Raw genomic sequence first — 22,954 nt, forward strand, 5'->3', positions numbered from 1 at the left:
TCTATCACGGAATTAATACTGAACTGAGATTCAGTGTGGGAGCCAGCCTGCTGGCGATGCGGGCGACTCGGTTTCACTGTCTTTCAGAATTGCCATGCCTGCCAACCACTTCAACACCCATTGCCCCGACTGGGCCACTGCCCTGCTCAACGGTTTCAGCCAGATCTTCCTCCAGCGCCATCCGCTGTGCGGTCTGCTGTGTCTGTTGGCGATTCTTTTTACCGCTCCGGTGTTACTCGGCGGTGCACTGCTGGGTGGCGTCGCCGGGTTACTCACCGCGCAACGTCGCGGTTATGCCAAGGCCGATCGTCAGGCCGGGCTGTTCAGTTACAACGGTGTCTTGCTCGGCTTGCTGCTGAGCCTCTATTTCCCATGGTCAGCGCTGTTGCCGCCGTTGATCATTGCCGCTGGTGGCCTGAGCGCGATGGTCACTCAACAATGGCTCAAGCGCGTCCGGGTCAGCCAATACCTGCCTGTCTATACGACACCCTTCGTGGGGCTGGGCTGGTTGCTGCTGTGCTTCGCCACGCCCTCGACAAATGCGCATTTGATCGAAACTAATACGCTGAACATGCTCGCCGCACCACTCAAAGGCCTTGGCCAGGTGATGTTCCTCGGTCATCCGCTGGCCGGTGCGATGATTGCCGTGGGTTTGCTGATCGCTGATCGCCGCGCATTCTGCTGGGCGTTGTTGGCGTCTGTCGCTGGCATGGGCTGGAGCATGCTGCATCACGACTTCTACACCGCATTGCTCGGCCTCGGTGGCTATAACGCCGTACTCGCCTCCCTCGCCTTGAGCTCGCAGCGCCAGAAGCCTTGGCTGCCGCTAATCGGTATTACATCAGCGCTGTTGCTGACGCCGGTGTTTGCCGCCATTGGTCTGCCAACGCTGACCGCGCCGTTCATCCTCTCCTGCTGGCTGATCCGCACGGTTGTTCAAATGCTCGGCAAGACCACTGTCGCCCGTACACCTTGCACTCTGGAGGAGAATCAACCTAGGCTGCGCTGATCATTGATTCAGGCGTTTTCCATGGACAGCAACAAAAACTGGCGTGAAGACCTTTACGTCATGGTATTCCAGAGCGACACCAAGGCCGGTCGGCGCTTCGACGGCATCCTGCTGTTGATCATCCTCGCCAGCATTGTGATCGTGATGCTCGACAGCATCGATTCCATTCACCAGAACTACGCCAATGTGCTGGCGTACATCGAATGGGGCTTCACCGTCATCTTCGCTATCGAATACGGCCTGCGCCTCTACTGCTCGCCCAAGCCGTTGCGCTACGCGTTCAGCTTCTATGGACTGGTGGATTTACTGGCGATCGTGCCCGGCATTCTTGCGCTGTATTACGCCGATGCGCAGTACCTGCTGATTATCCGGATCATCCGCATGCTGCGGATTTTCCGCGTACTCAAGCTCAGCCCGTATCTGAAACAAGCCAACTATCTGATGTCGGCCCTGCGCGGCAGCAAGCAGAAGATCGTGGTGTTTCTGCTCAGCGTCTGCACCCTGGTGACGGTGTTCGGCACGCTGATGTACGTGATCGAAGGCCCGGAGCACGGCTTCACCAGCATCCCCAAAGGCATCTATTGGGCTATCGTCACGCTGACTACCGTGGGCTTCGGCGACATCGTGCCGAAGACGCCATTGGGCCAGGTGATTTCGTCGCTGGTGATGATCACCGGTTACTCGATCATCGCCGTGCCGACGGGGATTTTCACCGCCGAACTGGCCAACGCCATGCGTGGCGAGCAACTGCAAACCGATTGCCCGGTGTGCAAGAAAAACAGCCACGAAGCGGGTGCCGCGTTTTGCTCTCGGTGCGGTAATCAGTTATTCAAGAAACTGGAATAAGCAAAGTGCTTTTTAATCTTTAAAGGACTATGCGAGCCCGGCTATAGTCGCCGGCAAATTGCCTCACTTTTAATAAAACACCTATTCAGAACAAGGAATGCGCAGTGAAAAAACTCTTTGGCGCCTCACTTCTGGCCGCTGGCCTGGCTCTGTCCAGCATGGCTCAGGCCGCCCCGACCCTGCTTAACGTTTCCTACGACGTGATGCGCGATTTCTACAAGGACTACAACACTGCCTTCCAGAAACACTGGCAAGCCGAGCATAACGAAAACATCACCCTGCAGATGTCCTTCGGCGGCTCCAGCAAACAGGCGCGCTCGGTGATCGATGGCCTGCCGGCTGACGTCATCACCATGAACATGGCTACCGACATCAACGCCCTGGCGGACAACGGCAAACTGATCCCGGATAACTGGGTCACACGCCTGCCGAACAACAGCGCGCCGTTCACCTCGGCCACCGTGTTCATCGTTCGCAAAGGCAACCCGAAAGCCCTGAAAGACTGGCCCGACCTGCTCAAGGACGGCGTGCAGGTGATCGTGCCAAACCCGAAAACGTCGGGTAACGGCCGCTACACCTACCTCTCGGCCTGGGGTTATGTGCTGAAAAACGGTGGTGACGAAAGCAAAGCCAAAGACTTCGTCGGCAAGCTGTTCAAACAGGCGCCGGTACTCGACACCGGTGGCCGTGCCGCCACCACCACGTTCATGACCAACCAGATCGGCGACGTGCTGGTGACCTTCGAAAACGAAGCGGAAATGATTGCGCGTGAGTTTGGTCGCGATCAGTTTGAAGTGATCTATCCAAGTGTTTCTGCCGAGGCTGAGCCGCCAGTGTCGGTGGTCGACAAAACCGTCGACAAGAAAGGCACCCGCGCGGCAGCCGAGGAATATTTGAAGTACCTGTGGTCGCCGGAAGGCCAGGAGATTGCGGCAGCGAACTATCTGCGTCCGCGTGACCCGGCGGTGCTGGCCAAGTACACCGATCGTTTCCCGACAGTGGATTTCCTGTCGGTCGAGAAAACGTTTGGTGACTGGCGGACCGTGCAAAAGACTCACTTCAACGATGGTGGGGTTTTTGATCAGATCTACAACGGCCAGTAATTCCTGAGCCTCACAAAAAGGCGACCTGCGAGGGGCGCCTTTTTTTGTGGCCGCCAACTGATCGTTCCCACGCGCAGCAAAGGAATGCCTCAACGGACGCTCTGCGTTCGGCTCTGGATGGGACGCGGAGCGTCCCGGGCTGCATTCCCACGCAGAGCATGGGAACGATCAGTGGTGGGCGGCTTACTCCTGCGGATCGATGTTATCCAGCGCCCGATTCACCGCCAGCTCACCCAGCATGATGATCTGCGCAATTCCCAGCAGGGCATTGCGGTACGGCCCAGGCAGAAACCCGGCCAAATCACTGGCCATGACATTCGCCGAGGCCAAGGATTCGCACGCATGGGCCAGCAAGGTTTCGGTGTCGACCTCAGGAACGATCGTAAACATAGTGTTGGGTTTGTGCTGGGTACTGGAGAAGTTGAGGTAGTCCTCAAGGGTGCCATCGGCGGCGGGAATGGTCGTTTCTGTTTCTGATCCGGGGGGATTGGGCGTTGGTTTAAACATGGTGAAGCTCCTTGATTAATGGAGCCGCCACGGTTCGCTGCGAAACGATAGAAGGTGGCAGCTGTACGCAGGTTCGCAGACCGGGAATCAAGGAACCCGGCATACCCGAAGGTATCCCGCGCACAGCCGCCATAACGCAATGCAGCAGACGAAAAGAAGCGCCGACTGAAAAGGAAACGGTGGCGCTGAGCGCCTTGATTAACCCAGGCTGCGAAACCCGATCGCTGAGTTTTTCAGCGATTCGCAAACAATAAAAGCCAAGGTCAAGACGCACAAGCCGGCGGATTCTGGCGCAGCCGTAGGCAATGACGCAAGGCTATGTAGCCTGATGCCTACGCCGCAAATGATGCGTTGTTTGTCCGGTCGCCTTCGCGGGCAAGCCCGCTCCCACGTGTGATCACGGAGATACGCAGGATTTGTGTTCGCTGAAGATCCCTGTGGGAGCGAGCTCGCTCGCGATGGCGGTGTGGCAGACACATCAATGCTGAATGTGCCGGGCAAGCTCGCTCCCACAGGGGTTATTACCCGCCATTACATCGGTGGCGCCACGCCGTCCTTGCCTGCGGAAATCGATTGCGCGGTCAACCTCCCGTCAGCACTTTGGGTCACGAACGTCACAATCTTCACACCCACCTTCAGCAAGCTGCGATCCCCGGGCACCAGATTCACGATTGGCACGTCTTCGGGCACCAGAATTTTCTGCTGACCGCCCTTGTAGTTAACGGTCAAGACCCGACCATTGCTGACCACCAGATCGCCGACGCTGCCATTGGTCATGCTGCTGCCCTTGGCCAGATCGAACGGCCGATGGCCGTCGCCGCTGCCCGCCAGTTCGGGTGGGAAGACGTGGACTTCCAGTGCCTTGAGGGTGCCGTCATCCTGCGGCACGGCAGCCGAGCCGATGTAGCTGCCGGGTTTGATGTCTTCGATATTGGCCAGGGTGACGGCGCGGACCTGGGTGTCCTTGGCCAGGTTGATCACCAGGTTTTCACCACTGTTGGCGTGTACTTTCAACGCATCGGGGCTGACCCCGGTGATCTCGCCGCGCACGCCGATGCGCATGCCCGGCGCGTCAGCAGCCTGGGCCAAACCTGCCGTGAACAAGGTGACCAAGGTAACGGCCGAAGCGCCGCGAATCAGGTGACGTAACATCGCGTTCATGGAAGTGCCTTCCGGTTATGAATCGTGAAGAGAGAACATAAGCACGCTATCGAACAAGATGTAAGTGAATGTATCATCGGACCTCAAAGTTTTGACGCAAGGTTCATCGATGGACGTCCGTCACTCATTCCGCAACGGAAAGACTGCTATCGCTCCAATCCCTCTTCCGCCGTATTGGTCAGCCCATTAGCCTGCGCGCATTCCCATTTGTTCAGCGAGACCCGTTATGAACCCGACGCCCCAGCTGCCCCACAGCGCCGCGACAATGACCCGAGGCATGGTGCTGCTGTTTGCCTTCTGCTGCGGCGCGATTGTTGCCAACCTCTACTATGCCCAGCCCATCATCGGCCTGATCGCACCGGACATCGGGCTGACCAGCACCATGGCCAGTTTTATCGTTTCGCTGACCCAGATTGGTTATGCATTGGGCCTGTTTTTCCTGGTGCCGCTGGGTGATCTGCTGGAAAACCGCCGGTTGATGATCATCACCACGGTGGTGGCCATCGCCAGTTTGCTGGGCGCGGCGTTCACCGACCAGCCGAATGTGTTTTTACTGATTTCCCTGCTGGTGGGTTTCAGTTCGGTGTCGGTACAGATCCTGATTCCGCTGGCCGCGCACCTGACGCCGGAAGAGTCCCGCGGTCGAGTAGTCGGTGGAATCATGGGTGGTTTGCTGCTGGGGATTCTGCTGGCGCGGCCAGTGGCCAGCGTGGTGGCCGACCACTTCGGCTGGCGTGCGATGTTTGTCATCGCGGCGGTGTTGATGGCCGCCATCAGCGTTGTGCTTATCCTGACCATCCCCAAGCGCCAGCCTGATCACAGCGCGTCTTATGGCCAGTTGCTGGGTTCGCTGTGGACGCTGTTGCGCCAACAACCGGCATTGCGTCAGCGCGCGTTTTACCAGGGTTGCATGTTTGCAACCTTCAGCCTGTTCTGGTCGGCAGTGCCGCTGGAGCTGGCGCGCAATCATGGCTTGTCGCAAACCCAGATCGCGATCTTCGCCCTGGTCGGGGCCATCGGCGCCATTGCCGCGCCTATCGCCGGTCGCCTGGCCGATGCCGGCCATACCCGCATCGCCACCTTGCTGGCCCTGCTGTTCGCCAGCCTGAGCTTCTTGCCGGCCTTCATTCATCCGGTCTACAGCGTCATCGGCCTGGCCGTGACCGGCGTGGTGCTCGACTTCTGCGTGCAGATGAACATGGTCCTCGGCCAACGTGCGGTCTACGCCCTCGACGCCAAAAGCCGCAGCCGCCTGAATGCGCTGTACATGACCAGCATTTTTATCGGTGGTGCGTTCGGTTCTTCTGTCGCCAGTGCGGTGTATGAACATGGCGGCTGGTTGTGGATCGTGATTGTGGGTAGCGCGTTTCCGCTGTTGGCGTTGGTGCGGTTTTTGAGTGTTTCGCAGGAGCGTTCGCTCGCTACCGCGTAAATCGTCAAAAAGCATCGCGGGCAGGCCCCACTCCCACAGGGTTAGCGAATAACCTGTGGGAGCCGGCTTGCCCGCGAAGGCTATGTGACGGGCACCACTCAGTGCCGGACCAGTTTCTCCAGCGCCGCATCCGCCAGAAAGGAAGAGCGGCTTTTGACATTGTGCTCGCGCACATACCGGTCAATACGCTGAATCACATAGCCAGGCAGCGTCACGTTGACCTTCTCGGTCTTGCCCATATACGGCGCGATGTCCAGCTCCAGCATTCCCCAGCCCATGTCGGCAAACTCAGGATTGCCGCGGTGTTCGGCCGCGGAAGTCGGCATGGGAATCGACTCTCCGTCAGCGACAATCTCCTGCAACATGATGTGCGCAATTTCGACGGCTGCGTTGTAAGCATCTTCAAAGGTATCCCCGGCCGTGACGGCACCTGGAATATCGGGGATCTGAATACCGATGGCGGTGTTCTCGTCGCCCCACTCGATACAGATTGGGTATTGCATTATGGATCTCCTGCGTAACTGGCTCCCGGGCAATGAAGTCCGGCTCGCCTCCTGATGCTTTTGACCGTCCCGATCGGCAAATCCTTTTTCGGATGGGGGACGGGAATCGTGTACGGGTTGTAACGGTGAATGAAGATGTGATGGCTGCCGATAATCCGATCCAGTGTCCAGCCCGCCGCTTCCAACTCCTTGATCAATAGCCTGCTCTGCACCACTCGCCTCCTTGCTCAGGCCCAAACAAAAGTAACCCTAGAGTTATCTTTACTCAAGCACATAAATTCGGATCGCGACGTTCGGTTGTTTTGCAGAGTGTGATTACGGGGGGGGCCTGAGAAAAACCGTAGATTGCGTCTACCGCTATAGCACGCATCCATCGAAAGCCACGGTGACATTGGCCGGTAACTCGCTGCGGTGTTCAAGCAGCCAGGCATCCAGGGTATGACCAATATGCGTCAACACCGCCAACTCCGGTTGCAAGTCCTCAATGCAACGCAATGCAAGATTCAGATCGTTGTGATTACGGGGAGTCTGCGGCTGCGGTGGCATCGAACAGTCCAGTACGAGAACATCAAGCGGCGCGCGTTGCAGCCATTGCGTGGTGGCCGGTGGCAAGCCCACGGTGTCGGTCAGATACGCGATACGCCGTCCTTCGCCTTCCAGCAAAAAACCAAGCGTCGGTCTGGAGTGTTGCAGCGGTAACGCCGTCACGCTGAGCGTGCCGAACTGCCGGGTTTCGAAGGCTGCAAACGGTTGGCTGAAATCGAGAATCCCCGGGTGCTTGTAGAGGTCGGCCAAGCCTTCTGGATCTTGCGGCCCATGCACCGGAATCACCAGCCCCTGCCCCCAGCGCAAATGCAGCAGACCTTGCGCATGATCGGCGTGGTAGTGGGTCTGGAAAATCCCGTTGAAGCTGCGCGGCGCGAAGCGTTCGGTCAGGTCGGGCAGGCCACTGTCGATCAGCCAGCGTTGATCGCCACATTCGATCAACGCGCTGCACGGACGACGCTTGCGTCGTTGATCGTTGCGGGCCAGATCGCACGCCGCGCATTCGCAGCCGTAGACCGGCACTTGTCGAGCGTCGCCGGTGCCCAGTAAAGTCAGGCGCATACGGATTGCCCGTCGACGCAAGCCAGCAGGCGCTCGACGGTACGCTCCAGCGGGCCGCTGTTATCGATCAAGCGCAACGCCGAATCGTTGCCTTCGAGCACGCGTTCACTGAAGCGGGCATTGCGCGCCAGCCGCGCCTCAATCTCGGCGACTGGTTCGCGCCCCCGTGCCAGCAATCGCTGGCGCAACACGGCTTGATTCACCGTCAGCAGCAAGACCACCACGTGCGGATAACGCACGCGGGTGGCCGGCAGATGACCGCGCGACCCATTGACCAGCACGTCCTGCCCCGCCGCCAGCCAATCGTCGATTTCCCGGGGAATCCCATAGGACAAACCATTGGCGTGCCAGCTCAGAGCAAACGCGCCCTGAGCCTCAAGCGCTGCAAACTCATCGAGGCTCACACTTCGCGCCGCCTCCCCCACCGCTTCCGTCGAACGGGTGATGACCCGCCGCACGATCCGGCAGCCACGTTCGGCCAACGGCGTTCGTGCGGCATCCAGCAGGCTGTCCTTGCCCGACCCGGAAGGTCCGATGAGGTAGATCAACCTGCCTCCCATCAAAACACCCGCTTCGCTTGTCGCCAGACTTGTTGGACGACCGGCAGCCCATCCTGGGTCCTGGCCTGCACCAGATCCGCCCGCAAACCGACAGCAATCTCGCCACGATCACTCAACCCCGCCGCCCTGGCCGGTGCCAGCGTGACCATGCACACAGCCTTGGCCAGGTCGCACTGATTGTCCTGGGCCGCCAGCGCAAACGCCGCTTGCAACAGACTCGCCGGGTAATAGTCGCTGGAAAGAATGTCCAGCAACCCTTCAGCGGCCAGATCCGCGGCGGCGACGTTGCCCGAGTGAGAACCACCGCGGACGATGTTCGGAGCGCCCATCAACACACTCATGCCCAACTGCTGGCAACCCCGCGCCGCTTCCAGCGTGGTCGGAAATTCGGCGATGGTCATGCCGTAGCGCGCCGACTCTTCGACGTGGGCCAGCGTCGCATCGTCATGGCTGGCCACCGACAGGCCACGGGCCAGGCAATGCTCCACAATCGCCGCGCGATAGCGGGTGCTGTACTCGCGGGAGTTAGCCATTTGCAGGACGATGAACTCATCCATCTGGGTCGTCGTCAGGTGGTACTTGCCCATGTAGTACTCGCGGTACTTGGACTCCAGCACAAACTGCCTCTGGCCCGGAGAGTGGTCCATCACCGACACCAGTTGCACCAGCGGATGCTCCACCAGATCACGAAACACACTCAGGGTGTCCGGGTGGCACAGTTCACAACGCAGGTGCAGACGGTGTTCGGCGCGGGTCAGCCCGGCGTTGGAAGCGCTGGAAATGGCCTCCAGCATCGCCGGCAATTTCTGCATGCGATTGCCCTTGGGGTTCACATCACCGATGGACACGGCGTCGAACACCGTGGTGATGCCGGCCGCGATGATCTGCGCATCGTGGCTGAGCACCGCCGAAGTCGACGGCCAGTCCACGCCGGGGCGCGGGGTCATGTGTTTTTCCAGGTTGTCGGTGTGCAACTCCACAAGGCCCGGCAGCAGAAAATCACCGTAGAGGTCCTGGGCCTGAGGCAGTCGACTCATGCCTTCGGCGATGTCGACAATCAAGCCGTCGCGCAACACCAGCGTGCCAAGGAACACACGGTCAGCGGTGACCAGTCGGGCATTGCTGAGGATCTGTTCAGCGGGCATCGGCGTATTCCTCGTGGTTGACGGCGGCAGGCGTCATATCGAGATGGCGATCGGCGACCGCTTCGCGAGCGGTGCGGTCGTGGAAGATGCCGATCAGTGCGCAGCCCGCTGCTTTCGCTTCGTTCATCAGCGCCAGCACCACTTGGCGATTGGTGTCGTCCAGGGAGGCGGTCGGTTCGTCGAGCAACATTACCGGCCAGGCCACCATAAACCCGCGGGCGATGTTGACCCGCTGCTGCTCGCCACCGGAAAAGGTGCCGGGCGCCAGTGGCCACAAGCGCTGGGGAATGTTGAGTCGACTCAGCAACAACTCGGCACGCGATTGCGCCAGCGACCTGGACCAGCCGCGAGCCAGCGCGGGCTCCATCACCACATCCAGGCAAGCCACGCGCGGGATCACCCGCAGGAACTGACTGACATAGCCGAGGGTTCGCTGGCGCACCTGAAGAACGTCCCTGGGTTCGGCGCCCACCAACTCCAGCCAATGACCGTCGTGCTGCACGCGGATGCTGCCGCCCGCCGGCAGGTAATTGCCATAAAGGGTGCGCAGCAAGGTGCTTTTACCGGCACCCGACTGGCCATGCAGCACCAGACACTCACCGCTCGCCACGCTGAAATCCACCCCGCGCAACACGTTCAGAACCACGCCGTGCTGCTGATGCAGGGTGAAGGTTTTCGAGAGGTCTCGGACCTCGATCAAGGTATTCATCGCTCGGGTTTCCACAGAGGGGCGGGGCTTCACGGCTGCAACACCGAAGACACCAGCAGTTGCGAGTAAGGGTGCTGCGGATCGTCGAGGATCTGATCGGTCAGGCCGGTTTCCACCACCCGCGAGCGACGCATCACTATCAGCCGATCGGCCAACAGGCGTGCCACGGCGAGGTCGTGAGTGACAATCACCACCGCCAGATCCAGTTCACGCACCAACCCGCGCAGCAGGTCGAGCAAGCGCGCCTGCACCGACACGTCGAGGCCGCCAGTCGGTTCATCCATGAACACCAGGCGCGGGCTCGACACCAGGTTGCGGGCAATTTGCAGCCTCTGCTGCATGCCGCCGGAGAAGGTCCGCGGCAAGTCATCGATGCGCAGCGGGTCGATTTCCACCTGACTCAACCAGTCGATCCCTGCGCCGCGCAACTGCTGGTAATTGCGTACGCCCTGGGCCATCAGGCGTTCGCCAATGTTGGCGCCGGCGGAAACGCCCATGCGCAATCCGTCCCGAGGGTTTTGTTCGACGAAGCCCCATTCGGTGCGCAGCAAGGTCCGGCGTTGGGCTTCGCTGGCGCTGTAGAGGTCGAGCCACTCGCCCTCCTTGCCGCGATAGCCGATGCTGCCGTTCTGCGGTGGCAAGCGCCCGCTGAGCAACGAGAGCAAGGTCGATTTGCCCGAACCGGACTCGCCGACAATCCCCAGTACCTCACCGGGATACAGGTCGAAACTGACGTCCTGGCAACCCTTTTCCGGGCCATACAACAGCGACAGATTGCGCACTTGCAGCAAGGGTTCGGTGGTGACCGTCAGATCATTTTTCAGCGCCTGGTTCATTGGCCCTGCTCCTGCTGGCTGACGCGCTGGGCGCAGTAATAAGTGTCGGAACAGACGAAACTCTGGGTCCCGGCGTCGTCGATGATCAGCTCGTCGAGGAACGAATCGTGGCTGCCGCAAATGGCGCAGCACTCGTCCCACTGCTGCGCCTGGAACGGGTGATCCTCGAAGTCGAGACTGGTGACTTTGGTAAAGGGCGGCACCGCGTACAGGCGCTTCTCCCGACCGGCACCGAACAGCATCAGCGCCGGGCTCATGTCGAGTTTCGGGTTGTCGAATTTGGGGATCGGCGACGGGTCCATCACATAACGCTCGTCCACCATCACCGGGTAGGCGTAGCTGGTGGCGATGTGGCCGAAGGTCGCAATGTCCTCGTAGAGTTTGACGTGCATGACCCCGTAATCATTGAGGGCGTGCATGGTCCGGGTCTCGGTTTCCGAAGGTTCGATAAAGCGCAGCGGCTCCGGGATCGGCACCTGATACACCATGATCTGCTCGGCGTGCAGCGGCGTTTCCGGGATGCGGTGGCGGGTCTGGATCACGGTTGCATCCGGTGTGCTTTCGGTGGTCGCGACGCCGGCGGTGCGGGCGAAGAAGCGGCGGATCGACACCGCGTTGGTGGTGTCGTCAGCACCCTGATCGATGACCTTAAGCACGTCGTCGGCGCCGAGAATCGCCGCGGTCAATTGCATGCCGCCAGTGCCCCAGCCATAAGGCAACGGCATTTCGCGGCCACCGAACGGCACTTGGTAACCGGGGATCGCCACAGCCTTGAGCAAGGCGCGGCGGATCATGCGTTTGGTCTGCTCATCGAGGTAGGCGAAGTTGTACGCCGCATCGCGCTCCGGCGCTCGGCCCTTCATGGGGGTGCTCAGGTCATTCATGGCTGTGGCCCTCGGCAGGCTTGCGCAGTTTGCGGATCAGTTCCAGTTCGGCCTGGAAGTCCACGTAGTGAGGCAATTTGAGGTGCGAGACAAAACCGGCGGCCTCGACGTTGTCGCAGTGCATCAGCACGAATTCTTCCTGTTGCGCCGGGGACACGATCTCTTCGTTGAACTCCTCGGCCCGCAGCGCACGGTCGACCAGTGCCATGCCCATGGCCTTGCGTTCGGCATGCCCGAAGGCCAGGCCGTAGCCGCGGGTGAACTGCGCCAGCTCAGTGGTAGAGCCAACGAACTGGTTGACCATCTCGCACTCGGTCACTTCGATACTGCCCAGATTGATCGGGAAGCCCAGCTCTTCGGGATCGATCCAGACCTCCACTTCACCGATACGAATTTCCCCGGCGAACGGATGATTACGGCCATAACCACGTTGGGTGGAATACCCCAGCGCCAGCAGAAAACCTTCATCGCCACGGGCCAATGCCTGCAAGCGCTGGGCGCGGCTGGCGGGCAGTTCCAGCGGATCGCGGGTGATGTCGGCGACGCTGTCGCTGTTGTCGGACTCGTTCTTGATCAAGCCTTCCTTGGCCAATAAACCCAGGACCCGTGGGCAGGGTTCGAGGCTGGTGTTCGGAGTGGTTTTCGGCCCCGGATACTCGCCTTCGGCGAGCAGCGCAAAGTCGAGCAGGCGATGGGTGTAATCGAAGGTCGGTCCCAGCAACTGACCGCCCGGCACGTCCTTGAACGTGGCGGACAGACGCCGGCTGAGCTGCATGTTTGCGGTGTCGATCGGCAGGCTCGGGCTGAAGCGCGGCAACGTGGTGCGATAGGCGCGCAGCAGGAAGATCGCTTCGACCAGATCCCCCGCCGCTTGCTTGATCGCCAGTGCAGCGAGTTCTTCGTCGTACAGCGAGCCTTCGCTCATCACCCGTGCCACCGCCAACGGCAGTTGTTGACGGATTTGCTCGACGCTCAGTTCAGCGACCGAGGTATCGCCCCGGCGCTTTTTCGCCAGCAGACGGTGGGCATTGTCGATGGCCTGTTCGCCACCCTTGACGGCTACGTACATCAGACACGCTCCTGTGCTGTGCGAGCGACCCGCGTACTGCGCGGCAGGCCGATAAAGTCGTGACCGGCGGTGAAAAACAGGTCCAGCCCTCGGGGGAATTCGTTACGCCGTTCGCGCTCGCGCCAGACGCCGTCGGCCAGGGGCAGGCTGACCTGATGTTCGGTTTCGATCCCCGGTCCGCGCCAGGCCAGCCCCGCCCCGCCGTCGAGGTTCGGCAGCTGAACCAGCAAGGTGCAGGACTGATCGGGGTAGCGGTCATTGCCATGGTCGAAGCCGCTGAGGTCGAGCAGATCCTCGGCGCCGAGCAAGGCAAATCGCGCGGTTTCCCGGTGGGGGGTCAGCGGGCAGCCGCAGTGAAACGCCAGGTTGGCGCGGATCGTCGGCGTGTCGAAGGACGGCGACAGCCACAGCGGTGTGTCGATATCCAGCAACGCCAGGCACAGCGCGTACGTTGCTGGCGCCAGCCCTTCAAGGCTTGGCGTGGCGTGCAAGGTGTGGGGCAATCCGGGGCCGGCCAGCGCTTTAAGCGCGGCGCGAAATCCGCGTTGGGCATCCAGTACCGGGTCGGTAAACGCCGGTTGCAACAATTGTGCGCTCATCAGTTTTCTCCTCGCACGAGGGTGAAGAATTCGACTTTGGTGGCGGCGGTTTCCGCCTCTTTCTGCGCCCGGCGTTCGGCTTGGGTATTGGCCAAAGGCGTGATCACTTGATCGAGCCAATGGCGCTGTTGCGTGCCTTGCAAATGCGCGTCGGCCAGGGCGGCCAGTTCGGCGTGGACCTTGTCGCGACCCGCCAGATAGCTGTAACCGGTACGGCCATCGGAAAGGCGCACCACGCAACGGGTCACGCTCATTTCGCCGACGTTGAACGACGCGCCATTGCCGCCCATGCGGCCACGGACCAGGGTCATGCCGATTTCCGGGGCGCGGATCAGTTGGTACTCGACGTCGCGCAGTGCGGCTTCATGGGGCTGCAATTCGCTGCAACGGGCGCGGGCGAGCACGCCGATCCAGTGCTGGCGTGCAGAGTGAGGAGCGGGGTTCATGGTCAAGTTCTCCATCAGGTGACGACCTGGTACTGAAAGCGATCCGAACGGCTGGTGGACTGGGCCAACTCCACCGGGTGGCCGTCGCGGTCGCGGGAAAGGGTGAACACACTCAGCGCCGGCAAATGCCGGGGCATCATCAGCAGCGCGGCTTCGTCGCGACTGGGCAAACGGGCGCCGATCAGACTCAGGGTGCGGGTCAGCGGCATATCGCGTTCGCTGAGGTATTGGCGTAAAGAGCCGCCGGTGTACTCCGCCAGCAGCGGCGCGTGGCTGGCGCAGTAGCGATGACGGATCAGGCTGACCGGCTGCTGATCGAGCTTGCGCAGGGTCTGCAATTCAATCATCGCCGCCATTTCGACAAGCCCCAGGTACTGCGCTTCTTCACGACTGGCGAAGCAGTAACGGCGCTTGAGCAGCACCGCCTCGACGCCCAGCCCTTGAGCCGATAGCGACTGGCTGTAGGCACTGTCGGCGGCCATCGGATAAATCAGCGGCCGCTCCAGCACCTGCGTGCCTTTGCCCTGGCGCCGCAGCAAGCTGCCTTCGAATACCAGCTCATCAATGGCGCGGCGCAAGGTATGGCGGTTGACGCCAAAGCGCTCCGCCAACTGCACCTCCGCCGGCAGGAAGTCTCCGGCGTGATACTCAGCCAACTCACGACGCAGGATGTCGGCCAATTCGCGGTACACCGGTTCATCTTGTCTAGACAACTGCATGCTTAAAAAAAAGCGCCCAAGGGCACCCCTCCAAGGTCAGATGAACTGCTTGCGCAGGCGTTGCGAGAGGATGTCGATCAGGCTGACCACCACGATGATCACCAGCAGCACCGCGCAGGTCTGTACGAACTGAAACGCGCGGATGTTCTCCCAGAGAATCACCCCGATCCCGCCAGCGCCGACCATCCCCACCACCGTCGCCGAACGCACGTTGGCCTCGAAGCGATACAGCGCGTAGGACACCCACAGCGGCATCACTTGCGGAATCACGCCGTAGATCACCTCTTGCAGGGCGCTGGCACCGGTGGCGCGAACCCCCTCGACCGGGCCCGGGTCGATGGCCTCAACGGCTTCGGCGAACAACTTGGCGAGAACGCCGGTGGTGCTGATCCACAGCGCCAGTACCCCGGCGAATGGTCCCAGCCCGACGGCCACGACGAATAACATCGCGAAGACCATTTCGTTGATCGAACGGAAGGCATCCATCACCCGGCGCAGCGGTTGGTGAATCCACCAGGGCGTGATGTTTTCCGAGCAGAGAATGCCCAATGGGATCGAGCAGACAATCGCCAGCACCGTGCCCCAGAGGGCGATTTGTACGGTGACGATCATTTCCTTGAGGTAGGAGCGCCATTCATGGAAATCCGGCGGGAAGAAATCGGCGGCGAAGGTCGCCATGTTTCCCGAGTCGCGGTACAGGGCCAGCGGGTTCATCTCGGCGCCGTGCCAGGCCCAGATCAACAGGACCAGAAACAGGCCCCAACCGCCGTACTGTGGCCAGGTGCGTTTGCCGACAGCTTCAGCGTGCAAAGTGGTCATGAGTATTCTCTAAAAAAGCGTTTAAAGAGGCGCGGCACATAAGTAATGCCCGGTGCAAAAAAACTGTGGGAGCGAGCCTGCTCGCGAAGACTGAGTGTCAGTCGACATCTGCGCTGCCTGTCACGCCGCTTTCGCGAGCAGGCTCGCTCCCACAATTGATCCCCTGTGAATCAGCCGGCGGTTGCCGCGGTCTTTTTGTCGGTGCTTTTCTCGAGCAAGGTCAGGCGCTCTTGCAGCCTGGCCAGCTCGGCATCGATATCGGCCAGGCGCTTGGCCTTGTCCGCGGCCTCAAGCTTGGTATCGGCACTGATGGTGGTGCGCTGTTTGAACAGCTCAAGCTGACGGATCGGCAGCAACTGGTCGTCGCTGGAAGCCAGGAACTTGCCCAGCTGCATGCCCTTGAGCACCGCTTTCTCGGACTCGGTGTCGCCGTAGCTGAAGATGAAATCGCGGATCTTGGTCTTCTCGCTGTCGCTCAGGGCCTTGCTCCACACCAGCGGGTCGGCGGGGATCAGCGGCGACTTCCAGATCACCTTGAGCAAAGCAGCTTTGTCCGGCTGGGTGACTTGCAGACGATCCCAGCTTTCGGTGTTGAACGTCGCCACATCCAGTTGCCCCTTGGCCACGCTCAAGGCGTTAACCTCATGGCTGGAATTGAGGGTGCGTTTGAACGCGGTGGCGGCGTCGACATGGTTCTTGGCGAACACGTAGTAGCCCGGCACCAGGTAGCCGGAAGTCGAGTTCGGATCACCGTTGCCAAAGGTCAGAGACTTGGCGTTCTTGAGCATGTCTTCCACGGAGTTGATCGGACTGTCCTTGCGCACGATCAGCACGCTCCAGTAACCAGCGGCACCGTTGGCGGCGGCGGTCTGGGCGAAGATCTCGCCGTTGGAGCGGTCCACCGCTTCCATGGCGGCCTTGTTGCCCAGCCAGGCAACGTCAACCTTGTTGAAGCGCATGCCCTGGATCAGCCCGGCGTAGTCAGAGGCGAAGGTGGCATTGATCTTCAGGCCGGTCCTCTTCTGCATATCGTCCAGAAACGGCTGCCAGATGCTCTTGAGGTTCTGCGAGGACTCGGTGGACATGATGCCGAAGTTGATAGCTTTTTCTTCAGCCTGGGCGGTGCCCAGCACACAGCTGGCGAATACAGCGGCGCCAGCCAAAACGCGACCGATACGGTTCAACATGGAAAGGATTCCTTAGGGTGCGCAGTGAGGAAAACAGGGTTGTTCACACGCGTGCCAGCACCAGACGGGGCGCGGGTTCGGTGCGGCGGGACTGATCGGAAAACATCAGGCTGGTGTCGATGTCGGCACCGTACAAATCGTTGAGGAACTGACTGCTCAGATCAGCGGCGCGGCCATCGAAATGAATCCGCCCGCCCTTGAGCGCCACTGCACGGGGGCAATAGCGTGTGGCGTAATCGACTTGATGCAGGGTGACCACCACGGTCTTGCCGTCGCGTCGGTTGATGTCCGCGAGGATTTCCATGACCTTGCGCGCCGATTCCGGGTCCAGGGAGGCGATGGGTTCATCGGCCAGAATGACCTCGGCGCGCTGGGTCAGGGCTCGGGCAATCGCGACCCGTTGTTGCTGACCACCGGACAGGGTCGACGCTCGTTGCGCCGCCAGATCGGCCAGGCCGACACGGTCCAGGGATTCCAGGGCAAACAGCTTTTCCTCGGCATTGAACAGGCGGAAATTGCCGCGCCAGCGCGGCATGCGTCCCAGACAACCGAGCAGTACGTTGTCGAGCACGCTGAGGCGGTTGACCAGGTTGAACTGTTGGAAGATGTAGCCGATGTCGGCGCGCAAGCGACGGACCTTGCCATTGAGTCGCCCGGACGACTGCACCTCCCGCCCCAGCACTTTGACGCTGCCGCCGTTGTTGCGATCGCAACAGGCCAGGCCCGCCAGGTGCCGCAATAAGGTGGACTTGCCGGAGCCGGAAGCGCCAATCAGCGCGACCATCTCACCGGCCGCGATGGTGAGTTCGAGGTCGACCAGTGCGGTCTTGCGCGCAAAGGTCTTGTTCAGATGATCGACATGGATAGCTGCGTTCATGGGCTTCTCTGTCTGGTTGAACAGCCGTCCCTGGCTGCTTTGAAGTTCAACCAACTCTAGGCATGGGCTGTGTCAGGCCTATGACTCGCACAAGTCGCTGGAATAACCGTTTGATGAAGGTTTGATGAAAGGTTGAGCTGGCCGACTCCTGCAGTGGGTCCCGGTTCGACACGATCTGGTGTTCACTGGAGATCCCTGTGGGAGCGGGCTTGCCCGCGATGGCGGCGTTCCTGCAGGCGTGATTTCGCGATTGTCCGCGATCCATTGTGGGAGCGAGCCTGCTCGCGAAGGCTGCGTGTCAGGCGATTGGTTTTTTGAAGGTGTACATATCCATTCCTGCGGTTGTGGCGGCTGGCGGTTTCGCTCTTACAGCGAGTCACTTGGAAAAGCCCCAAGTAACCAAGGGCTCTTGCCCCTTTCGTTCGGTGCCTCACTTAGGCTCGGCATGCCCTCGCTCCGGTCCTGCTCCGTGGGCCTCTCGATGGGGCGGGCACCTCAAGATCAAAAGCTGCAGGCGAGCTAACGCTCGGCCTATTGAGTGGTGAGAAGCGGGTGTTTGTCGCTCTGTTTTGATCGTTCCCACGCTCTGCGTGGGAATGCCGCCGGGGACGCTCCGCGCCCCGCTGTCGACGCCAGACTTGAGTCCTGCGCATTGGTGACGCGGAGCGTCACGGGATGCATTCCCACGCGGAGCGTGGGAACGATCAGTGCGAAACAGCTCGGCTATCAGACCGCCTTCGCGAGCAAGCCCGTCCCCACATTAGATTTTCAGCGCCCACAAAAAAGGCGACCCGAAGGTCGCCTTGTCTGTGGAATGCCAATTACTGCCCGAACTGCCGCCCCAACCCGCCCGGCACCCCATGGATATCCGTTTCTTCCCATGGCCCGTTCGGGCTGATCGACCGGCCCCAGCCGTTATCCCAGCGGTAATACGTACGCTGGCGATAGAAAGTGTTCGGTTGACCATCCAGCACATAAACACCGAGCTTCGGATCCCAGTGACTATCGCCACCCGGTGGCGGCGCGAAACTGGCGGAAGTGCGCGGCAGCGGTTTGGCGGGTTTGGCGGGCTTGGCCGGAATGCTCGGCTTGCTTGGCGTGGGTGACGTAGAAGGTGTAGGGCTAGGCTGCGACGGGGGGATCGGCGGCAGCGGCCTCGGCTCGGGTCGTTGGACCGCACAAGCGCTCAGCCCCAAAACCATACTGAGCAGGGTGATACGAGCGATGGCGGTCATGGTGGCGGTTCCTGTTATTTATCCGGGCTGTCGATAGTCAGTTGTTGCTGCGCTGTCGTGCTGCTGGCCAGAGGCTGGCTACGACCGATCCATTCGCCGGCAGTCGGTTGGCCGGCGCGAGAGATGCGCGCAACCAGTTGGACTTCAGGGAAGTTCGACAGTTTCAACTGCGGCATCATTGCATCGGCATCACCCAGCTCGACGGTCGCCGGCAAGTCGGCCACGGTCAGACGCTTGGCGGCCAGCGGTGCGGGAGGCCCGGCGGTGGCGCGGGCAAAGATGAACACGCTGTCGCCCGGCTGGACCTTGGCTTTCAGGTCTGGCGCCAGGTCCACTCGAACCTTGAGCAGCGCCGCAGCCTTGGCCGCAGGCGCTTGAGCAACCTTGCCGCCGCTGGCTTCGAGTTTCTCGGTGGCCCGGGTGATGCCGCCCTGCAGCGCGTCGCGGGATTTGTCCTCTGGCGGCAATTGCGCCAGCAGGCGATTCCAGTAATCGATGGCGTCCTGATAACGCTCGCTTTCAAACGCCGCGATACCGAGCAAGCCCAGGCTGGTGACTTCTTTTGGATCGGCTTTCAACGCTTCGTCGGTCAGCGCCTGGACCTTGTCCGACCACTTCTTGCCATCGGCAAAGTATTGGGCCTGAGCCCATTGGCCAAGCAGTTCCGGCTGACGACCGGCCACGTTCACGGTGCGTTCGAAAATCTTCGCCGCGTCGCCAGGACGGTCCTGGGCCATGTAAGTGCGACCGAGAAAGTACAGGCCTTCAGCTGAATCCGGTTGAGCGGCGACCGCGCGCTCCAGACGACGGGTCATCTCTTCCATCGACTGCGGCGCCTGGGCGAATTCGCGGGTCAGTTCGACCTTGTCGCTGGCACCGAAATGCAGGTACAGGCCAAGGCCCAGCACCGGCACCAGAATCGCTGCCAGCAGTGGTAACGGTTTGCCCAGGCGGGACACGCGCGGCGCCTCGACGCCTTCGGTGTCGGCGAGCAGTTCACGGGCGGCTTCGGCGCGACCGGTGTCCATTTGCACCGTATCGAGCGCGCCCTCTTCCTGCTGAGTCTGCAACTCAGCCACGCGCTCCTGATACAGCGCGACGTTCAGCGCCGTACGATCCTCTTCAAGCTGGGCACGGCGGCCACGCAAAACAGGGATCAGCAGAAAACTCAGGGCAACCAGAAGTAGCAGACCTGCAGCTAGCCAGAAATCAATCATTCTTGGTTTTATCCAACAGGTGGTCGAGGCGCTCGCGCTCCTCGGCAGAAAGCTCATCCTTCGCATCGGTGCGTTGCACGCGACGACGACGGACGATCACGGCGATGATCACGAAACCGCCCAGCAGCAGGCCGGCCGGGCCGAACCAGAGGAAGGCGGTCTTGGCGTTCAGAGCGGGTTTGTAGCGGACGAAATCACCGTAGCGATCGACCATGAAGTCGATGATCTGCTGATTGTCCTTGCCCTCGCCGAGCATGCGAAAAATCTCTTTGCGCAGGTCGGCAGCGATCGGGGCGTTGGAATCGGCGATGTCCTGATTCTGGCATTTTGGGCAACGCAGTTCTTTGGTCAGCTCGCGAAAACGCTCACGGTCACTTTCCTTGGCGAACTCGTAGGTGTCGATGGCCGCGTGCGCTACGCCGGCCATGCTCAAACCCAATACCGCAGCGGCTATCCAGCGTTTCATGGCTTGGCCTCATCAACCAGCGCCTGATACTTGGCCGCCAGTTTTTCGCGCCAGACCTGTTCGTCGATCACGCCGACGAACTTGTCACGGATGATGCCCTTGGCGTCGATGAAGAAAGTTTCCGGAGCGCCGTACACGCCGAGGTTCAACCCCAGGGTGCCTTCGTCATCACGGATATCCAGTTGATACGGGTTGTGGAATTCCGCCAGCCACTTCAAGGCGTCGACATTGACGTCCTTGTAGTTGATGCCATAAATCACCACGCCCTTCTCGGCCAGTTTGTTCAGCACCGGGTGCTCGACCCGGCAGGAAATGCACCAGGTGCCCCAGACGTTGACCAGTGCCGGCTTACCGACAATGTCAGCCTTGGTCAGGGTCTTGTCGCCCTGCACCGAAGGCAGGGAAAACTCCGGGAACGGCTTGTTGATCATCGCCGAGGGCAACTCGGCCGGGTCCAGGAACAGACCGCGGTAAAGGAACACAGCCACCAGCAGAAAAATCGCCAGTGGCAACAGCATTAACCAACGTCTCATGCAGTGGCTCCCGTCATGCCCAGCGCTTCACGCACACGGCTTTTTACCTTGACCCGATAACGCCGATCCATCGCCGCCAGCAACCCGCCCAACCCGGTGAGCAGACCGCCGAACCAGATCCAGCGCACGAACGGTTTGACGTGCACGCGAACGGCCCAGGCGCCATCGCCCAGCGGTTCGCCGAGCGCAACGTAGAGGTCACGGGTGAAACCGGCATCGATCCCGGCTTCGGTCATCACCGAGTTCTGCACGGTATACAGCCGTTTTTCCGGGTGCAGCACGCTGACTTCCTTGCCGTCGCGGATCACCCGGACGGTGCCCTTGTCGGACGTGAAGTTGGGGCCTTCGAAGTGCTTGGCGCCTTCGAATACGAACTGGTAACCGCCCAGGTCCATGGATTCGCCCGGTGCCAGGCGCAGGTCGCGCTCGGCACTGTTCTGGCTCGACAGCACGACACCCAGGGCGCACACCGCGATGCCGAGGTGAGCGACCTGCATGCCCCAATAGCTGCGGGTCAGGGTCGGCAAGCCTTTGATCAGGCCTTTGTGACGGGTCTTGTCGAGGATGTCGCGCACGCCGGCCAGCAACACCCAAGCCGCAAGCATGAAGGTCGCGATGACCGCCCAGTTGAAATCGCCATAAGCGACGCCAGCCACCACGGCCAACGCGGCGCTGCCGAGCAGGACCGGGGTCAACATGCTCAACAGCCATTTGACCGGGGTGTCTTTCCAGCGCACCAGCATGCCGACCGCCATCACCATCATCAGCAACGCCATCAACGGAATGAACAGCGCATTGAAGTACGGCGGGCCCACCGACAGCTTGGCGCCGGTCATCGCATCGAGGATCAGCGGATACAAGGTGCCGAGCAGGATCATCGAAGCCGCCACCACCAGCACCAGGTTGTTGCCCAGCAGCAGGGTTTCCCGGGACCAGAGGTTGAAACCGACGTGGCTCTTCACCACGGGAGCGCGCAGGGCGAACAACGTCAGCGAACCACCGACGACGAACAACAGGAAGATCAGGATGAAGACGCCACGCTCAGGGTCGGACGCAAACGCGTGAACCGAGGTCAGTACGCCGGAACGCACCAGGAAAGTCCCGAGCAGGCTCAGCGAGAACGCGGCAATGGCCAGCAACACGGTCCAGCTCTTGAACACGCCACGTTTTTCCGTGACCGCCAACGAGTGAATCAGCGCCGTACCCACCAGCCAAGGCATGAAGGATGCGTTTTCTACCGGGTCCCAGAACCACCAGCCGCCCCAGCCAAGTTCATAGTAGGCCCACCAGGAGCCCAAGGTGATGCCGATACCGAGAAACGCCCAGGCGACGATGGTCCACGGGCGGGACCAGCGAGCCCAGGCTGCATCAAGACGACCGCCCAGCAATGCAGCGATGGCGAAAGCGAAAGCCACGGAGAAACCGACATAACCCATGTACAGCATCGGCGGGTGAACGATCAGGCCGATGTCTTGCAGCAACGGGTTGAGGTCACGACCGTCCGCAGGAATCTGCGGCAGGATCCGCGCAAACGGGTTCGACGTGAGGATCAGGAACAGCAGGAAACCGGTGCTGATCATGCCCATCACCGCCAGCACGCGAGCCAGCATCACTTGCGGCAACTGCCGAGAGAACACCGACACCGCGAAGGTCCAGCCGCCGAGGATCAACGCCCACAGCAGCAAGGAACCTTCGTGAGCCCCCCACACCGCGCTGAACTTGTAGTACCACGGCAGGGCGCTGTTGGAGTTGCTGGCCACATAAGCGACGGAGAAGTCGTCGGCCATGAACGCGTAAGTCAGGCATCCGAACGCAAACAGCAGAAAGGCAAACTGCCCCCAGGCGGCCGGCTGCGCCAGGCTCATCCACAAGCGGTCACCGCGCCAGGCGCCCATCAACGGCACGAAGGCCTGAACCAGCGCGAAACACAGCGCCAGAATCATCGCCAACTGGCCCAGCTCCGGGATAAAGATTCCAAATGTCAT

At 61.0% G+C, this 22,954-nt stretch carries 26 protein-coding genes; 4 read left to right on the forward strand and 22 right to left on the reverse strand.

Annotation, left to right across the window (positions count from 1 at the left end):
* The first annotated feature begins 94 nt into the window (after positions 1 to 94).
* The 3 genes from FQ185_RS18090 (at position 95) to FQ185_RS18100 (ending at position 2,958) form a co-directional block, all read left to right on the forward strand.
* A complete protein-coding gene (locus FQ185_RS18090; protein ID WP_149418598.1) occupies positions 95 to 1,009 on the forward strand; it encodes an urea transporter in 915 nt (304 codons plus the stop codon).
* A gap of 21 nt (positions 1,010 to 1,030) precedes the next feature.
* Positions 1,031 to 1,855, forward strand: coding sequence for an ion transporter (locus FQ185_RS18095; RefSeq protein ID WP_149418599.1), 825 nt, complete (start codon positions 1,031 to 1,033; stop codon positions 1,853 to 1,855).
* Between the two features lie 104 nt (positions 1,856 to 1,959).
* A complete protein-coding gene (locus FQ185_RS18100) occupies positions 1,960 to 2,958 on the forward strand; it encodes a sulfate ABC transporter substrate-binding protein (protein ID WP_149418600.1) in 999 nt (332 codons plus the stop codon).
* Positions 2,959 to 3,141: 183 nt separating this feature from the next.
* Here the strand turns inward: FQ185_RS18100 and FQ185_RS18105 are convergent, their stop codons facing one another.
* Both FQ185_RS18105 and FQ185_RS18110 read right to left on the reverse strand, forming a co-directional pair.
* Entirely contained in the window at positions 3,142 to 3,465 is a 324-nt protein-coding gene (locus tag FQ185_RS18105; RefSeq protein WP_149418601.1) for a DUF6124 family protein, read from the reverse strand.
* Positions 3,466 to 3,996: 531 nt separating this feature from the next.
* The gene (locus tag FQ185_RS18110) at positions 3,997 to 4,626 is read right to left on the reverse strand and encodes a hypothetical protein (protein ID WP_178113557.1); all 630 of its coding nucleotides are present in this window, start codon (positions 4,624 to 4,626) and stop codon (positions 3,997 to 3,999) included.
* A 226-nt stretch (positions 4,627 to 4,852) separates the two neighbouring features.
* Between FQ185_RS18110 and FQ185_RS18115 the strand changes: the two genes are divergently transcribed.
* Positions 4,853 to 6,058 carry an MFS transporter gene (locus FQ185_RS18115; protein WP_149418602.1) on the forward strand — a complete coding sequence of 402 codons (1,206 nt, stop codon included), beginning with the start codon at positions 4,853 to 4,855 and terminating at the stop codon, positions 6,056 to 6,058.
* A gap of 98 nt (positions 6,059 to 6,156) precedes the next feature.
* Here the strand turns inward: FQ185_RS18115 and FQ185_RS18120 are convergent, their stop codons facing one another.
* The 20 genes from FQ185_RS18120 to FQ185_RS18215 all read right to left on the reverse strand — a co-directional run bounded on the left by FQ185_RS18120 (position 6,157) and on the right by FQ185_RS18215 (position 22,954).
* A complete protein-coding gene (locus FQ185_RS18120; protein ID WP_149418603.1) occupies positions 6,157 to 6,561 on the reverse strand; it encodes a type II toxin-antitoxin system HicB family antitoxin in 405 nt (134 codons plus the stop codon).
* Positions 6,561 to 6,773, reverse strand: a complete 213-nt coding sequence (locus FQ185_RS18125) for a type II toxin-antitoxin system HicA family toxin (protein WP_149418604.1) — start codon at positions 6,771 to 6,773, stop codon at positions 6,561 to 6,563. Before FQ185_RS18125 ends, FQ185_RS18120 begins: the two co-directional genes overlap by 1 nt.
* A 145-nt stretch (positions 6,774 to 6,918) precedes the next feature.
* On the reverse strand, positions 6,919 to 7,668 hold the full coding sequence (gene phnP, locus FQ185_RS18130; RefSeq protein WP_149418605.1) for a phosphonate metabolism protein PhnP: 750 nt from the start codon (positions 7,666 to 7,668) through the stop codon (positions 6,919 to 6,921).
* Entirely contained in the window at positions 7,659 to 8,228 is a 570-nt protein-coding gene (gene phnN, locus FQ185_RS18135) for a phosphonate metabolism protein/1,5-bisphosphokinase (PRPP-forming) PhnN (RefSeq protein ID WP_149418606.1), read from the reverse strand. The genes phnP and phnN overlap by 10 nt, the downstream gene beginning before the upstream one ends.
* Positions 8,228 to 9,373: an alpha-D-ribose 1-methylphosphonate 5-triphosphate diphosphatase gene (locus tag FQ185_RS18140; RefSeq protein WP_149418607.1), complete on the reverse strand. Its 1,146-nt coding sequence runs from the start codon at positions 9,371 to 9,373 to the stop codon at positions 8,228 to 8,230. The genes phnN and FQ185_RS18140 overlap by 1 nt, the downstream gene beginning before the upstream one ends.
* Positions 9,363 to 10,082: a phosphonate C-P lyase system protein PhnL gene (gene phnL / locus FQ185_RS18145; protein WP_149418608.1), complete on the reverse strand. Its 720-nt coding sequence runs from the start codon at positions 10,080 to 10,082 to the stop codon at positions 9,363 to 9,365. The genes FQ185_RS18140 and phnL overlap by 11 nt, the downstream gene beginning before the upstream one ends.
* Positions 10,083 to 10,111: 29 nt before the next feature.
* On the reverse strand, positions 10,112 to 10,918 hold the full coding sequence (gene phnK, locus FQ185_RS18150) for a phosphonate C-P lyase system protein PhnK (protein ID WP_149418609.1): 807 nt from the start codon (positions 10,916 to 10,918) through the stop codon (positions 10,112 to 10,114).
* On the reverse strand, positions 10,915 to 11,781 hold the full coding sequence (locus tag FQ185_RS18155) for an alpha-D-ribose 1-methylphosphonate 5-phosphate C-P-lyase PhnJ (RefSeq protein WP_178113560.1): 867 nt from the start codon (positions 11,779 to 11,781) through the stop codon (positions 10,915 to 10,917). The genes phnK and FQ185_RS18155 overlap by 4 nt, the downstream gene beginning before the upstream one ends.
* Before the next feature lie 13 nt (positions 11,782 to 11,794).
* Entirely contained in the window at positions 11,795 to 12,871 is a 1,077-nt protein-coding gene (locus FQ185_RS18160; RefSeq protein WP_149418611.1) for a carbon-phosphorus lyase complex subunit PhnI, read from the reverse strand.
* The gene (gene phnH, locus FQ185_RS18165; RefSeq protein ID WP_149418612.1) at positions 12,871 to 13,470 is read right to left on the reverse strand and encodes a phosphonate C-P lyase system protein PhnH; all 600 of its coding nucleotides are present in this window, start codon (positions 13,468 to 13,470) and stop codon (positions 12,871 to 12,873) included. Before phnH ends, FQ185_RS18160 begins: the two co-directional genes overlap by 1 nt.
* Complete coding sequence (phnG, locus tag FQ185_RS18170) at positions 13,470 to 13,916, reverse strand: phosphonate C-P lyase system protein PhnG (protein ID WP_149418613.1); 447 nt, start codon at positions 13,914 to 13,916, stop codon at positions 13,470 to 13,472. Before phnG ends, phnH begins: the two co-directional genes overlap by 1 nt.
* A gap of 14 nt (positions 13,917 to 13,930) precedes the next feature.
* On the reverse strand, positions 13,931 to 14,635 hold the full coding sequence (gene phnF, locus FQ185_RS18175; RefSeq protein ID WP_178113558.1) for a phosphonate metabolism transcriptional regulator PhnF: 705 nt from the start codon (positions 14,633 to 14,635) through the stop codon (positions 13,931 to 13,933).
* 36 nt (positions 14,636 to 14,671) lie between these two features.
* Positions 14,672 to 15,454: a phosphonate ABC transporter, permease protein PhnE gene (gene phnE, locus FQ185_RS18180; protein ID WP_149418614.1), complete on the reverse strand. Its 783-nt coding sequence runs from the start codon at positions 15,452 to 15,454 to the stop codon at positions 14,672 to 14,674.
* A 170-nt stretch (positions 15,455 to 15,624) separates the two neighbouring features.
* Positions 15,625 to 16,641, reverse strand: a complete 1,017-nt coding sequence (gene phnD / locus FQ185_RS18185) for a phosphonate ABC transporter substrate-binding protein (RefSeq protein ID WP_149418615.1) — start codon at positions 16,639 to 16,641, stop codon at positions 15,625 to 15,627.
* A 43-nt stretch (positions 16,642 to 16,684) separates the two neighbouring features.
* On the reverse strand, positions 16,685 to 17,518 hold the full coding sequence (phnC, locus tag FQ185_RS18190; RefSeq protein ID WP_149418616.1) for a phosphonate ABC transporter ATP-binding protein: 834 nt from the start codon (positions 17,516 to 17,518) through the stop codon (positions 16,685 to 16,687).
* A gap of 821 nt (positions 17,519 to 18,339) precedes the next feature.
* The gene (locus FQ185_RS18195; protein ID WP_149418617.1) at positions 18,340 to 18,753 is read right to left on the reverse strand and encodes a hypothetical protein; all 414 of its coding nucleotides are present in this window, start codon (positions 18,751 to 18,753) and stop codon (positions 18,340 to 18,342) included.
* A 14-nt stretch (positions 18,754 to 18,767) separates the two neighbouring features.
* On the reverse strand, positions 18,768 to 19,970 hold the full coding sequence (gene ccmI / locus FQ185_RS18200) for a c-type cytochrome biogenesis protein CcmI (RefSeq protein WP_149418618.1): 1,203 nt from the start codon (positions 19,968 to 19,970) through the stop codon (positions 18,768 to 18,770).
* Positions 19,963 to 20,436 (reverse strand): cytochrome c-type biogenesis protein, encoded by a 474-nt coding sequence (locus FQ185_RS18205; RefSeq protein ID WP_149418619.1) that lies wholly within the window; start codon positions 20,434 to 20,436, stop codon positions 19,963 to 19,965. The genes ccmI and FQ185_RS18205 overlap by 8 nt, the downstream gene beginning before the upstream one ends.
* Positions 20,433 to 20,969: a DsbE family thiol:disulfide interchange protein gene (locus tag FQ185_RS18210; RefSeq protein ID WP_149418620.1), complete on the reverse strand. Its 537-nt coding sequence runs from the start codon at positions 20,967 to 20,969 to the stop codon at positions 20,433 to 20,435. The genes FQ185_RS18205 and FQ185_RS18210 overlap by 4 nt, the downstream gene beginning before the upstream one ends.
* Entirely contained in the window at positions 20,966 to 22,954 is a 1,989-nt protein-coding gene (locus tag FQ185_RS18215) for a heme lyase CcmF/NrfE family subunit (protein ID WP_149418621.1), read from the reverse strand. Before FQ185_RS18215 ends, FQ185_RS18210 begins: the two co-directional genes overlap by 4 nt.

Source organism: Pseudomonas sp. ANT_H12B (genome assembly GCF_008369325.1).
Taxonomy (GTDB): Bacteria; Pseudomonadota; Gammaproteobacteria; order Pseudomonadales; family Pseudomonadaceae; genus Aquipseudomonas.

Coding starts and splice junctions, on each gene's coding strand:
- FQ185_RS18155 (WP_178113560.1), bottom strand. CDS start 11,781: ATGAAGGGCCGAGCGCCGGAGCGCGATGCGGCGTACAACTTCGCCTAC.
- FQ185_RS18140 (WP_149418607.1), bottom strand. CDS start 9,373: ATGCCCGCTGAACAGATCCTCAGCAATGCCCGACTGGTCACCGCTGAC.
- phnE (WP_149418614.1), bottom strand. CDS start 15,454: ATGACCACTTTGCACGCTGAAGCTGTCGGCAAACGCACCTGGCCACAG.
- phnP (WP_149418605.1), bottom strand. CDS start 7,668: ATGCGCCTGACTTTACTGGGCACCGGCGACGCTCGACAAGTGCCGGTC.
- FQ185_RS18215 (WP_149418621.1), bottom strand. CDS start 22,954: ATGACATTTGGAATCTTTATCCCGGAGCTGGGCCAGTTGGCGATGATT.
- phnF (WP_178113558.1), bottom strand. CDS start 14,635: ATGCAGTTGTCTAGACAAGATGAACCGGTGTACCGCGAATTGGCCGAC.
- FQ185_RS18205 (WP_149418619.1), bottom strand. CDS start 20,436: ATGAAACGCTGGATAGCCGCTGCGGTATTGGGTTTGAGCATGGCCGGC.
- phnC (WP_149418616.1), bottom strand. CDS start 17,518: ATGAACGCAGCTATCCATGTCGATCATCTGAACAAGACCTTTGCGCGC.
- FQ185_RS18160 (WP_149418611.1), bottom strand. CDS start 12,871: ATGTACGTAGCCGTCAAGGGTGGCGAACAGGCCATCGACAATGCCCAC.
- FQ185_RS18195 (WP_149418617.1), bottom strand. CDS start 18,753: ATGACCGCCATCGCTCGTATCACCCTGCTCAGTATGGTTTTGGGGCTG.
- FQ185_RS18120 (WP_149418603.1), bottom strand. CDS start 6,561: ATGCAATACCCAATCTGTATCGAGTGGGGCGACGAGAACACCGCCATC.
- FQ185_RS18095 (WP_149418599.1), top strand. CDS start 1,031: ATGGACAGCAACAAAAACTGGCGTGAAGACCTTTACGTCATGGTATTC.
- phnD (WP_149418615.1), bottom strand. CDS start 16,641: ATGTTGAACCGTATCGGTCGCGTTTTGGCTGGCGCCGCTGTATTCGCC.
- FQ185_RS18210 (WP_149418620.1), bottom strand. CDS start 20,969: ATGAGACGTTGGTTAATGCTGTTGCCACTGGCGATTTTTCTGCTGGTG.
- FQ185_RS18090 (WP_149418598.1), top strand. CDS start 95: ATGCCTGCCAACCACTTCAACACCCATTGCCCCGACTGGGCCACTGCC.
- FQ185_RS18110 (WP_178113557.1), bottom strand. CDS start 4,626: ATGAACGCGATGTTACGTCACCTGATTCGCGGCGCTTCGGCCGTTACC.
- phnG (WP_149418613.1), bottom strand. CDS start 13,916: ATGAACCCCGCTCCTCACTCTGCACGCCAGCACTGGATCGGCGTGCTC.
- FQ185_RS18105 (WP_149418601.1), bottom strand. CDS start 3,465: ATGTTTAAACCAACGCCCAATCCCCCCGGATCAGAAACAGAAACGACC.
- ccmI (WP_149418618.1), bottom strand. CDS start 19,970: ATGATTGATTTCTGGCTAGCTGCAGGTCTGCTACTTCTGGTTGCCCTG.
- phnK (WP_149418609.1), bottom strand. CDS start 10,918: ATGAACCAGGCGCTGAAAAATGATCTGACGGTCACCACCGAACCCTTG.
- FQ185_RS18115 (WP_149418602.1), top strand. CDS start 4,853: ATGAACCCGACGCCCCAGCTGCCCCACAGCGCCGCGACAATGACCCGA.
- phnN (WP_149418606.1), bottom strand. CDS start 8,228: ATGGGAGGCAGGTTGATCTACCTCATCGGACCTTCCGGGTCGGGCAAG.
- phnH (WP_149418612.1), bottom strand. CDS start 13,470: ATGAGCGCACAATTGTTGCAACCGGCGTTTACCGACCCGGTACTGGAT.
- phnL (WP_149418608.1), bottom strand. CDS start 10,082: ATGAATACCTTGATCGAGGTCCGAGACCTCTCGAAAACCTTCACCCTG.